Source organism: Roseburia porci (genome assembly GCF_009695765.1).
Classification (GTDB): Bacteria; Bacillota; Clostridia; order Lachnospirales; family Lachnospiraceae; genus Roseburia; species Roseburia porci.
In genome coordinates this window covers 1-13,062 of record NZ_VUNI01000037.1, presented here as the reverse complement: position 1 = coordinate 13,062, position 13,062 = coordinate 1, and the positions used below count along the sequence as shown (strand labels likewise).

Annotated in this window: 13 protein-coding genes; all 13 read right to left on the bottom strand. The window is 39.1% G+C overall.

What is annotated here, in order from left to right; all coding sequences use genetic code 11:
- Positions 1-254: 254 nt before the first annotated feature.
- Positions 255-479 carry a hypothetical protein gene (locus tag FYJ75_RS13845; protein WP_195839042.1) on the bottom strand — a complete coding sequence of 75 codons (225 nt, stop codon included), beginning with the start codon at positions 477-479 and terminating at the stop codon, positions 255-257.
- Between the two features lie 17 nt (positions 480-496).
- Positions 497-3,931 carry a DEAD/DEAH box helicase gene (locus FYJ75_RS13840; protein ID WP_154431000.1) on the bottom strand — a complete coding sequence of 1,145 codons (3,435 nt, stop codon included), beginning with the start codon at positions 3,929-3,931 and terminating at the stop codon, positions 497-499.
- Between the two features lie 77 nt (positions 3,932-4,008).
- On the bottom strand, positions 4,009-5,247 hold the full coding sequence (gene rlmD / locus FYJ75_RS13835) for a 23S rRNA (uracil(1939)-C(5))-methyltransferase RlmD (protein WP_154430999.1): 1,239 nt from the start codon (positions 5,245-5,247) through the stop codon (positions 4,009-4,011).
- A gap of 80 nt (positions 5,248-5,327) precedes the next feature.
- On the bottom strand, positions 5,328-5,864 hold the full coding sequence (locus tag FYJ75_RS13830) for a prolyl-tRNA synthetase associated domain-containing protein (RefSeq protein ID WP_154431002.1): 537 nt from the start codon (positions 5,862-5,864) through the stop codon (positions 5,328-5,330).
- Positions 5,865-5,870: 6 nt separating this feature from the next.
- Positions 5,871-6,338 (bottom strand): pyridoxamine 5'-phosphate oxidase family protein, encoded by a 468-nt coding sequence (locus FYJ75_RS13825; protein WP_154430998.1) that lies wholly within the window; start codon positions 6,336-6,338, stop codon positions 5,871-5,873.
- A 344-nt stretch (positions 6,339-6,682) separates the two neighbouring features.
- Positions 6,683-7,042, bottom strand: a complete 360-nt coding sequence (locus tag FYJ75_RS13820; protein ID WP_154430997.1) for a hypothetical protein — start codon at positions 7,040-7,042, stop codon at positions 6,683-6,685.
- A 25-nt stretch (positions 7,043-7,067) separates the two neighbouring features.
- The gene (locus tag FYJ75_RS14970) at positions 7,068-7,226 is read right to left on the bottom strand and encodes a GNAT family N-acetyltransferase (RefSeq protein ID WP_408638941.1); all 159 of its coding nucleotides are present in this window, start codon (positions 7,224-7,226) and stop codon (positions 7,068-7,070) included.
- Between the two features lie 26 nt (positions 7,227-7,252).
- Positions 7,253-7,909, bottom strand: coding sequence for a hypothetical protein (locus tag FYJ75_RS13810; RefSeq protein ID WP_154430996.1), 657 nt, complete (start codon positions 7,907-7,909; stop codon positions 7,253-7,255).
- Positions 7,910-8,178: 269 nt separating this feature from the next.
- Positions 8,179-8,934, bottom strand: a complete 756-nt coding sequence (locus FYJ75_RS13805; RefSeq protein WP_235907119.1) for an ATP-binding protein — start codon at positions 8,932-8,934, stop codon at positions 8,179-8,181.
- 165 nt (positions 8,935-9,099) lie between these two features.
- On the bottom strand, positions 9,100-9,660 hold the full coding sequence (locus tag FYJ75_RS13800) for a GNAT family N-acetyltransferase (protein WP_154430995.1): 561 nt from the start codon (positions 9,658-9,660) through the stop codon (positions 9,100-9,102).
- A gap of 1,553 nt (positions 9,661-11,213) precedes the next feature.
- Entirely contained in the window at positions 11,214-11,726 is a 513-nt protein-coding gene (locus tag FYJ75_RS13795) for a GNAT family N-acetyltransferase (protein WP_154430994.1), read from the bottom strand.
- 37 nt (positions 11,727-11,763) lie between these two features.
- Entirely contained in the window at positions 11,764-12,432 is a 669-nt protein-coding gene (locus FYJ75_RS13790; protein WP_154430993.1) for a helix-turn-helix transcriptional regulator, read from the bottom strand.
- 11 nt (positions 12,433-12,443) lie between these two features.
- Entirely contained in the window at positions 12,444-12,881 is a 438-nt protein-coding gene (locus FYJ75_RS13785; RefSeq protein WP_235907118.1) for a GNAT family N-acetyltransferase, read from the bottom strand.
- Positions 12,882-13,062: the final 181 nt, after the last annotated feature.

The window sequence follows — 13,062 nt, the reverse complement described above, 5'->3', positions numbered from 1 at the left end:
TTGATGACGATTTCGGTGAAGAAGGTTTCTACATCTTCTAAACTGACAATCGTTTATTTGTCATGCTCGCCTTTGTGCGGGCTATTTTCAATTCAACAGAACGCCAAAGGCGATCTTTCCTATAAAGAAATAAAGAAGCTACACACGAATCGTGTGTAACTCCTTCTATTACACGGAAAGGTTTCTTTGATATACTGTCTTCTCTCTTCTTGTGTAGATTCTTCTATCTCTGGCGGTCTCATATTCTGTTTCCCCTACTTTACCATGCCGGAATTGCTTCTGTATTCCTCATTCAGTTCTCTCAGTTCCTTTTCTCCATTGATGTATGGCTCATAAAAAGCGTCCACTGAGCCACCACCCAAATTATCACAGCCATTGCAAAAATCGCAGCTTCCTCCACACTGGCTCAGTCCTTCCTGTACAATTCGGATCCGCTCCTCTTTTGTTGTGTCTTTAATTAATAAGCTTTTTCTTTCCATAATGATCATCCTTTCCTCTACACTCCCAGCAGATCCATAAGTTCCTCTCTGGAGAGGCTTCCAAGTCCGACATTCTCGCCATTTATAATATTATCTGCCAGATCTTTTTTGCTTTCCTGCAGTTTGACAATCTTTTCTTCGATTGTGCCTTTGACAATCATTTTATAGACAGTAACTTTCTTCGTCTGTCCGATCCTGTGTGCACGGTCTGTCGCCTGATTCTGAACTGCAACATTCCACCATGGATCATAATGAATGACCACATCTGCTCCAGTCAGATTCAGTCCCACACCTCCGGCTTTCAGCGAGATCAAAAAGACCGGCGTATCGTCCTCATTGAACTGTTTCACCATAGCAAGTCTCTCCTGCTTGGAGGTCTCACCAGTAATCTTGTAATAAGCTGTTTTTCTTTCTTTCAATGCCTCTTCAATGATCGCAAGCATGCTGGTAAACTGTGAAAACAGAAGGATCTTATGTCCACCTGAGATTGCACTTTCAATCAGTTCCATGCACGATTCCAGTTTTGCAGACTCTCCCTTATAATTCTCATAGCAGAGATGCGGATCACAGCAGATCTGACGCAATCTGGTAAGTTCTGCAAGAATACGAAGCCTGTCTCTTTTAAAGTCTTCCTCGCTGCCGCCGGCAAGCTCGTTTTTCATATGAACAACCTGAGCATCATATAATTTTCTCTGTTCTCCATCAAAACGGACGATGCGGTTCTCTTCAAGCTTGTCTGGAAGATCTTTTAATACGTCTTTTTTCAGTCTCCGCATAATGAAAGGCTTCACCATCTTCTGAAGACGCTTCATGGCATCCTCATCCTCATGTTTCACAATCGGCGTCTCAAAATCTTTCCGGAATGAGTCATATGTATACAAAAAGCCTGGCATCAGATAATCGAAAATGCTCCACAATTCACTCAGCCGGTTCTCGATCGGAGTTCCAGTCAGTGCAAAACGCACCTTACTGTTGATCAGTTTGACTGCCTTGGATGCGGCAGTTGTCTGATTCTTGATATACTGTGCCTCATCAATAATCTCATACAAAAACGGTATGCTCTCATACTGATCAATATCTCTCTTTAAAATGTCATAAGATGTGACAAGAACGTCTGCATTCTCATACTGTGCAATCATCTGAGCACGCTCCTCCGCTTTGCCTGCAAGGAGACGTACACGAAGCTGTGGTGCGAATTTTTCAAGTTCTTCTCCCCAGTTATATACCAAAGATGCAGGTGCAACGATGAGCGATGTGCCTTCTTTTCCACTCTGCTTTGCATCAAGTAATACCGATATCGTCTGAAGTGTTTTTCCAAGTCCCATATCGTCTGCCAGAATTCCACCAAACCCACAGTTTTCCAGTGTTTTCATCCATCGGAAACCGTTTTTCTGGTAATTTCTCATGATCTTATCGAGAGACGCAGGCACATCATACTCCGCCTCTGCAACTGATTTCATGTTCTTGATAATCGACTTATACTTCTGGTCTCTTGTATTGTAGACTTCGCTGTGTTCTTCCAACATCTTATCAAGATACAAAGTCCGGTAAAGTGGGAGATGCATTTTGCCACGGACAAATTCTTTCGGCGACATATGCATGGTTTCCATCATTTCAAACAGCATCTGAAGGGAAGAATCTTCAAGATCTATGAATTCTCCGGATTTGAAACGGTAATATCTGCTGTGTTTTTTGTAATTTTTCAGCAGTTCCAGCAGTTCTTCCTGTGACACGTCCTGTGTGAGCAGATCCAGTTCCAGCATTCCACCGGAAACACTGACTCCGACGCTGACAGTTGTTTTTTTCGTCTTCCCAACATTTTTAAAACGGTTTGTGCAATATACATTTCCAAGCTTTGCGATCTCCTCTACGCCACTCGAAACAACATCATAAATCCTTTCTTCATCCCCACCACAGGTCAGCCGGTCTGTTTCAACATGCACAACCGGAAAATACTGCTCCAGTGCACATAATATCTCGCGTTCTTTTAATACAACCCGGTAACTCTCGAGCTTCGCCTGCGGATTATACAGATCAAGGCAGGAATGTTTTTTATCACCATATTCAGCAATCACTCTGCAGTCTGCATCATGGTCATCTGCATCCAGATAAAATGAAAATCTTGTCTCCGGAAGCAGATACTGATCGACCACCTCCGGTTCATGCTCAATGATCTCCACATGTTCTGACAGCTCCGGAAGAACACCATAGTAAAAATCCGCAAGACTGGATCGTCCAATATCAATCCGCAATTCGCCATATGTGTTGTACTCCTCTTTTGACAGCAGTGCTCCCATATGTTCATAAAACACATCTGTCACACGGAACATCTTACCTGCATCCGTATCTACATAATACATCTTCCCACTTCCAATATACATATATGGGAAATGCATCAATGCCTGAATCCCCTGGAATTCACCATCCTCCATCAACGGACGGATCGTCATCACAAGCTTTGGATCTCGGACCTCACATTTTAATACACATTTTTTCTTACGGTCACGATCTTCAAAATGAATCCCAGCACTTCCGACCAGTTCATACAACCGGTCGATACGCCAGCCATACAAATCGAGAGCAGACACCCTTTTTTTCACATTTCTCCACGTTATCTCAGCAATTGACCTGAACAGTCTGTTCTCTTCTGCAACGCAGTCCTGTATAAATTCCACCCATTTTCTCGAATCTTTGGTAAAGTTCTGTATACCATGGTTGATCGTCGTGTTACTGCCATAAACTTCTGTTTCTGACTTCTGCACAAGATCGGCAAAATGTACCAGATCTTTTACAACAAAAAGCTTTGATTCTCCAATCTTGAATGACAGACTGATGTATCCTTCTTTGCACACAAGACGCGGCTCAAGGATAAGCGAGCACTCCTGCTGCCTGCTCTCTGTTATAATCTGTGAACGTTTTCGCCCGGCAAAGCTGTTTATCACCTGCATTCCAGCAAAATTCGTTGCATCCATAACATCATTCTGGTTCTGATAATCCGCCACAAGTTCGAGGGCAGCGGAGATAAACGGGCAGTTCTTTTCTTCCGACCAGTAATATTTGGTACTGCACGTATAACAATCACACTGTGCAGACTGTACCAGGCTTCTTCCAAGCAAAAGCCTCACATGAACCGGTGACGGACTCCCGTAACGCTTTTCTTTTCCACGGAATTGAAAGCTGCAGACAGGCGTATTGGATATATTATCCAGATAGCCTCTGGATACACTTGTCATCGCCAGATTCCCATGATCAAGAATATTCCGCCCCTCTCTCTGCGTTTTGGCAGTGATCTTCAATGCTGCCTTCATCTTGTCAATTTTAAAATAACGGTACGGTTCCTGCGCACGAATTCCCTGACTGGATTCGGACTCTTCCACTTCCTGCTTCGAAAGTACTTCTCCGTATAGAGTTTCATCTATAATCTCATCTGATTTGCTGGCATCCTTTTTCATGGTCACCCTCCTAAAAAATCACCCGAATTATTCACCGACAAAATTTTATCTCAATGATACTGAAAATAAAATAGCTTTTATTTTAGTCGTAACAGATATGCCACCGTCTCCACATGTTTTGTCATCGGGAAGAGATCGAACGGTGTCATCTCCATCACCTTATATTTGTGCTTTGTCAGGTATTTCAGGTCACGTGCCAATGTTTCCGGATTGCAGGATACATATACAACTTTCTTTGGGGAAAGTTTCACGACGGAAGAGAGAAATGCCTCATCGCTTCCGGAACGTGGCGGGTCCATGATCACGACATCCGCTTTTTCGCCCTTGTCGGCCATGCGTACCATGAATTCACCTGCATCTTCATTGAAAAATGTAATGTTATGGATATCATTGCGTTTTGCATTCGTGATTGCATCCCGGATTGCATCTTTATTTAGTTCAACACCGATTACTTTGCCCGCATGTTTTGCAGCGATCAGACCGATCGTACCTGTTCCGCAATATGCGTCGATTACTTTCTCTTTTCCGTTCAGACCGGCACAGGCAATTGCCTTTTCGTAGAGATACTCTGTCTGCTGCGGATTGACCTGATAAAAGGAAGACGGAGAAATACGGAATGTGCATCCACATAACTCATCCTCGATAAAACCTTTTCCATATACCGTGATATTCCGGTCGCCAAGCACCATACTGGTTTTCTTATTATTAACATTGATCACAACAGTACTGATCTCCGGATGTTTCTGGCGGATTGCTTTTACAAAATTGTTTTTGGATGGAAGAATCGGGCTTCCAAGCACCAGAACTACCATAACCTGACCGGTATGATAACCTTTGCGGATCAGGACATGACGAAGAAGTCCATATCCTGTATCCTCATCATAAGTCTTGATCTTAAACGAACGGAGCAGGCCTTTGATATCCTGAATGATCGCATCTGCCTGCTCATCCTCGATCTGACAGGATACAATATCTACTACCTCATGCGTGCCTTCCTTATAAGTTCCCGATACGATCTGCCCTTTTTTGGTACAGTCAAACGTTGCATGCACTTTGTGACGGTAATGATACGGATCTTTCATTCCAACGATCGGTTCAACTTTTCCAAATGCGGACAGCAGCTTCTTTAAATTTTTCTGTTTCATCTCCAGCTGCTGCTCGTAGCTGATTCCCTGATAATCACAGCCTCCGCATTTCTTCGCATAAGCACAGGAACCGTCCTTCTTTTTTGCATGCGGCTGTGCATTTGTTGTATTATGATTTACTTTATGTCTGGAAGCTTTTCCAGTCTGATTTAATTTCTTCTTTTCTGCCATTTTTTATCCTCTTTTCCCGGATATGGGAAATTTCTGAACATACCTCTATTTTTCTTATTGTATGTATAATTCAAATAATTTCAAGCCAAATCTACAAAAATCGGTTCGTGCTGCATTGCCGGAATGACCACATCCCACATATCCTGTTCCCGGATGCGAAGACTTGTAGTATTAGTACACGGATGGCATCCAATATAATCGTCTTCCATCACCTGACGATCAACTAAAAGCTGTACCCTTTTCTCATGATCATTTATCAGTCCGAGAACACTGACTGCTCCTGGCGTAATGTCCAAAAATTCCTGCATATAGGTCTCTTTTGCAAATGTCAGCCGGCTCGTACCAAGCTGATCAGACAATTCTTTGAAATTCAGTTTTTTATTTGCAGGAATCATTAAAAGATAAAACTGAGTTTCTTTCCGGTTGCACAAAAACAGATTTTTGCAGATCATAGCCTGTAAAGCGCCATCAATCTGCGCACAAACTTCCATATTTTCTACTGCCTCATGGTCCACAAAGTCATATTCCACATGCAGTTTATCAAGAAAATCATATACGCGTACTTCTTTTTTCAGACGTCCCTCCATGTTCTCTGGTCGTCCATGCTCTAATTTCAACATACATTAATGCTCCTTACAACTCCAGTTGTCCACTTCCAGTTTCAAAACTGCTACCCGGTTTACCAGTTCATCCTGAAAATCCCAGTTCTGTTTCTTGGTGTAATGCGACATTATGACCTGAAGTCCATGCTTCTTCTGCTCGATGTCTTCGACAATTTTGATTCTGCCATTCCCCATAATGCTTTGATAACAATAGGAATATGCACAGGCAATATCTCCCTCCACAAGCTCATGCTTACGATCCATCTCAAAAGATACAGAACCCTGTTTTCGGATCAGATCAAGCTTTTTGCCCTCCGCTGCTCCGTGAAAATACAGCGCCAGCTTTCCGTCCTGCTCTTCCCAGCCAAAATTCATCGGCACAATATAAGCGCCCTGCTCATCCACAAGTCCAAGTCTTGCACAGTCACAGGCATCCAGAATTGCACGCATCTGTTCAAAATCTGTAATCTCTCTGTCTTTTCTTCTCATCCTTACGTCTCCTAATCGGTGATTACTCCCGTTTCTGTGCTGCGTTCTGTTTGTAATTTTTTATCGTGTCTGTTATTTTCTTCATGCCAATAATTTTACCGCATTTGCTATGTTTTTTCTACAGCTTTACTTCTGTATTCCTTTTTGGATGCGTAAACCTGCCTGATACACCACATCAATAACCTTTTCCGTCATAGTGTCACTTCCTTTATAGATTTTTCCAGGTGAGGATCAGATTCGCAGGATAACCTAACAACAGGTCAATCGGTGAAATATTGGCATTCACCGCTCCAAAGCTTAAAATAGAAGTAAAAACCAGTGTATTTGCAAACAATTAGAAATTGTTATTCCAATGCTTTTTTTATCATTTTCTTTTTCATCACATTATGTTCAAACCCAACCCATGCGATCTCGGAAAATACCACTATCATATAAATAACCACCTGAACTACAACGCCATCCAGCTTTTCAATAAAATATCCAAAAACAGCTTGTGTAATAAATAACGCGCAACCCAAAATAATAAAATTTCTACCATGTCTATGGTTCCATTCCGTAACACTCGTCAGTTCATCTTCACGAGGTGGTTTTTCTCCCGTGTTTATTGATACTGGTTTTTCAGACCTATACTGCGTGATTCCAAGTATGATAAAAATAAGTGAAACCAATAATGAAATTACCAAATAAATAATTGTAGCAGCCATATCTATCCTCCTGATTCATTATCTCTTAACTGTGATAAAAACGCTTCCAGAATTTTATTGCTGACGTATTCTCTTTCAATTGTTCTACCCTGTATTTACCTTTATACATTTCCATTATTTTGCTGACTGCGCTAAATGCTACACCCTTTCCTCTAAACGATTTTAAGACAAAAATTTCATGAATACTAAATTCAGCAAATTCAAATTTGTCTATCCAAAATGGAATGGAATAACAATATTAAGCAGGAATGCAAGAACTATACTCATTGTTCCCATTATCGCAGAACTCCTCAATGTGTCTCTCTTCAAAACAATAAGTCCAATAATAAAGACTATCACTTCCAAAACAGACCATGCACTAAAATATCCGAATCCATATACAAAGCACATATTGAACAATACTGCCAAAATCAGAGCCGACAGTATAAATGCCCGTTTGCTTTTCCCCCTTGCATACCAGCAGACAAAAGCTAATAATGGAGAAACTGCTGTAAAACCAAACCAAATCATCGCATAACTTCTTGGAAAAAATCCTGCAATATAGTTTGAATACAAATAGTAACTTGCAACCATACCAACAAAGAATACAAAAACATTGATGCTTGCTCTTATTGCAGAATTGCTATAAATAGAAATACACAGTGCAATCAATACCCAGATTGCAAAACGCCCAAGAAAATTACTAATATCTAATTCTTCATCTATTGCCATAAGCACACCCGGAAGTTCAGCTTGACGAAAATCCAGATATTTCGCAAAAATTCCCAACGCTATTCCGAGAAACAATAGAGCTATGGTATTTATAATTTTTCTATTATTGGATATTGGATTTTCTGCATTCCTTATATCATTCAAAAACTTTATCATAATTATCCTACAAATTCCGATTTGTTAATCCGTTTATTATAGCACATGCAAACCCATTCATACTAAAAAAGAGCAACCGAATTTTCTCAATTACTCTCTTGTTCATTACTTCTCGTCAATATCCTGAAAAAATAAAGAACTTCAAATGCAAAACACACTATATAATGGCACTGCCTTTATCCCATTTACCATTCCAAAATTTCTTGCTGAAATCCGGATTGCATAAACCGGGGCATATTTTCCCATATAAACCCTCATACTTTTCGCTTTCACATGATTTCCCGCTTTACATTCCCCTGTAGCGCTTCCAGCGTCATTCCCAGTCTGGCGGACATAATACCCATATCACTATAGTATAATTTGAATGCACTCACATCCTGATATGCTGCAACCGGATAAAATCCCTGACTACATTTCATACACTTATTCACAATTCCGGCCCGAATCAACCAGTCGATTGCATCTCCATATTGAGATGCGCGTGCGCCTGATTTTATCAACTTATACTGAAATTTTTTGGCATCCTTTGCCAGCTGTGCCGGAAGGGAATCATATGCTTCAAAAATACGTATCGTATCTGCAAGCATCTGTTTTCCCTTTGCCCACAATACCTCTTCCAGATCCATTGGGTACATGGTCAGCATCTGAACTTTTCCTACCGGAAAAGAATATTTTTCCCGATTCACTGCTACACCCAACAGGCTTCCTGCAGCCATTACATGATATTCCGGGGCCTCTTCCGAAAAATATTTTAACGAAGTTAATGCTCTTTCACACATTTGAATTTCGTCAAAAATAATAAGTGTATTTTCAGGTACAATCTTAGCCTGATAGTATTTTTCCAAAACAGATATCACATGATCTGCATGAATATCTGTTTCAAAATATTTTCCGATTCTTTCATCCGTTTCAAAGTTTACATAGATGGTATTCTTGTAATACAATGCCCCAAACTCACGCATCTCAAATGTTTTTCCAACCTGACGTGCACCGTAAATCAGCAATGGCATTCTACCATTTAACATATTTTGGTGCGTTTTAATGTGTTATATTACATTTTTATATACGAATCAATGTTCTTTTTTGCAGCAAATAGTAGATATCCCATATCATTAAATAAATATTTTCTTTCTGACCGGACTCTTTTTCCATGTAAAAATAATTATTGTGTCATCCCTATAACCTGGAATTTATCGTTGTATTTTTAATGTTCTCCATTCATCTTCTAAAATCGACATCAATATATCATCTGCATACTTATCGCCATCCATAATAGCATCTCTTAAAACACCTTCTCGCTTAAATCCTGCTTTTAAATATACTTTTTCGGCTCTGGGATTGAATGAATACACATCTAATTCTAAACGATGTAATTTTAGTTTCTCAAAAGCAAAATCACGAGTAATTTCCGTTGCCCATGTGCCAATACCTTTTCCTCTTTCCGCTTGACGATAAAGGCCAATTCGAAAATTAGCACACCTTAAATCCCAATCAATTTCATTAATCACACTTTCACCTATAATATCTCCGTCAGGTGCTATAATCAAAAAGAAATACCTATCATCTTCCTCAAGCGATTTCAGAAAAAAAGATACTACTTCTTCTTTTGAAAATTCTTCTTTACAACCAGTCAAACGTGCCACTTCCTTATCTAAAGGACAATAATTCTGTTCATAGTAATTAACTGCATCATCAGCTTTGGCTAAACGTATTACAAAACCATCTTTTTTACCAATAACATCTGTGTTCATATAGTATTTTCTCCTTTACAAATACCGATTGCCTTGATAATTCCCCTCTCAAAATCTACATTATCCCATTCCACACTTACAGTAGTTACTTAAAAATCTAGTAAGTGGCATCCCTTTATGCCAAGAAGCTTATAATCCGCCTTTCTGCGAAAAACACCAGGATTCAATAGCCCCTATTCACCTCAACCACCTGAAAGATAAAAACTTAATAATTGTTTTTCATCTTGTTTTGTCTTTATTTCCGTTTGTGCCAAATACACATTTTTCTCTATTTTATATTTCATCACATTACTTCATATGTTATTGAAAAGTGTGTCAAAAGGTGTGTCACGCTCATAGTATAGCATATATTTATAATCCAGAAAATAAGTTCTGCCACAGGATTATCAGATAAAGCTATCGACACACTTATTTCTTTACGCAAGATAGATTCGCGTCTATCCGATACCATTTCCCGTATTATTGAAAATAAAGATTTATTGTACCAGATACACGATTGTTGTACTGCGGAATATAATAACGCTGATTTTGAGACTTCATATGAAAATTTTTTTCTGATCAAAAAAGGAAAGCTATTATGTCTCCACAGAAAATGGAACAACTTAACTTGATGATGTTATATAATTCTTTAAGGGATTTCGTAAATGAATATAGAATTGAAAATCACATTGACTAAAGAAAAACACTTGGCAGCAGTTTATATAATGACTTCCATGCCAAGTGCCTGTTTTTACTTCATCTAATTTCATCTGAAATCATGAAATGTTATAAATTATGAACCGTTTTACACTTTTCCTTGCATCAACTCATAAGATATGTTATATTATGCGTAGAAAAAGGGAAAACCAGAGAAGCGGCTTACCCCGAACACTATAGCATCAACCTTTTATAAGGTCAGCCGTCATTATTCGCAGTAATGGCGGCTATTTTCGTTTTCCCTTGAAAATCGTATAACACAATCCAACAAGGGCGCAAATGAATATTCCAATCTGAATTAAGTCAGAGTATGTAACATACATTGGCAACGCCCTCCTTTCTTTCGTCTGGAGGGTTAGGTCTACGCTTCGCTCCGGTCGTTGCTAAACAAGCCCCACCGGGGCTTAGCAACCCTCCGAAAAAGAGGGTAAGCCGCCCGGCTCTCTGGTTTCCCATGTGCGAAGTATATCATAACTTATTAAATCAGACAACGATAAATCGACAAAATCCCCTTAGATTACTCTAAGAGGATTTTCTTATTTCGAGATATTTTTCTATAAAAGTGTGTCAAAAGGTGTGTCAGTCTTTTATTTCATATCAGATAAATGATCCGGAACCCCTATAAAATAAGCGTGACAGATAATAACCCAATACGATGTGTCACAACACATTTATGGGCCAAGGCTGTCGCCCTGGACGGACTATGGTGCTTCGCACCTTTTTCATGCAAAAATAATTATTGAATCATCCCTATAAACTGAAAGTTTCTGTTGCCTTTGTAACGATAAAATATCAGTTATTCTTTTCACATCTCTAATAACTTATCTTTCTGTTTCAATTCTCACAGTTCTTCTCTCCTATTCATTCAATGTTGCATACACATAAGTATCTTTCCAAATTGGGTTTCCGTTCTCGTCCTTATAGAAGTAAATGTTTTTATGAAAAAATGCCTCTCGTTCCATACCTACTTTTTCAAGCAGTTTCCATGAACAGATATTTCGTGGATCACATTCTGCATATATTCTATGTATGCCATTATTAAAGCATTTTCTTATTACTGCAGATAAAGCTTCACTTGCATATCCATGGCACTGATAATTCTTATTTATGATATATCCAACTTCCCTGGACTCAAAATCTCTTTTCCCACAATATATATTTCCAATAACTTTGCAATTTTCTTTTAGTTCTATTGCGTAGAATTCATCTGATTGCACTCTATATGACAGATGTTCCTTTCCATTTTCATAAGTTATTCCTGGATATCCTTCAAATTCATCGTTCTCACGTTGAACGAGATATTCAAACAAATCATCGTAATCGGAATTTTCAAACATTCTTAGTATTAGTCTTTCAGTTTCTATTATCATTTCATAAGTTCCTTCCACCACAAAACATCAATTTATTTCACTTACAAGCAATATAAACATCCATACTCTCTCCATCCGTCTCAAAGCATGGAATTACTTCATTTTCGACATAAACCAATCCATTAGTTCTCATGTAATCATTCAAAGTATGGTATGCTCCCGGAATCGTTACAAAAGGATTATCAAAAGGTCTGTCAATGTGAATTGCTACATATTTGTGTTCCGTCTGTTCTTTTATTTCCAATTCCTTCGGTGTAATTCCTTCAGGTAATATCCATGCAGCTGTGTATCCATGCATATTGTAAACATTAATCTGTTCAATTGACAGCTTTTGGAAATCCCATCCTATTACTTTAGGATTTTCATCACCATTTTCTTTTGCATACTTATATACTCTGTCAATAGCATCTCCTTCTGGATCCGTGCTTACAACCGTATGCTCCACGTATCGAAATCCAGGAATCATTTCAATGCGTAAATTTGTGTATTTATCGCTTCTTTTGTCCATCTCATCCCTGAAAAGATTATCCAGTGTACAGTTGAACACTTTACACAGCTCAAGAGCTTTATCCATTTCTGGTTTTGCTGTATCCATTTCCCATTTTGAAATAGTCTGACGGCTGACACTCATTTTCTCTGCCAGAGATTCCTGTGTCATATTTCCACTTAGTTGCCTTAAATACTGAAGATTAGTTCCGAAGCTCATATAACCACACCCTACAATTGTTTTTCGTAATATACATTTTCGCCATCTCTGCCGGTTTCAATATAGCCACACTTTTTATAAAACCGGTTCGTCCGCGTATTCCATGTTGGAGTATCTAATCTTATCATTCTTGATGAAAAGAGTCTTTCTATATCTTGCATTAACGCAATGCCATATCCTCTGCAGAAATATTTTGGATCAATAAATATTCTTCCTACAAATAGTTCATCTCTTCCAAATATAACAGCGCCACCAACGATGGTCTCATCCTCACAAATATATGTGTACAGATGATTTTGCTCCATCATCTCCCTATGCCATCCTTCAGAATTATATCCCGGTGGTCCATCATTTTCCGGTCCTCCTACTAGCACATCTGTATCGAATGCTTTCGTAGAAATGCTTGTTAGTTCTTTTACATCACTAGCAATGCTTTTTCGTAAAATCATCATTATCCCTCCTAAGAATTTGTATATATCAATCTTAGAATATTCAATAATGATTATAATGTACCCATAACAGTGGACACATGAATTAGCGTAGTACCTGGTTCTCAGACACACTCACTAACCCTTCCCCTGTTTTCAAACACCGTTCCTAAGTGAACCCAGTTTCTTGGACACTGCCTCT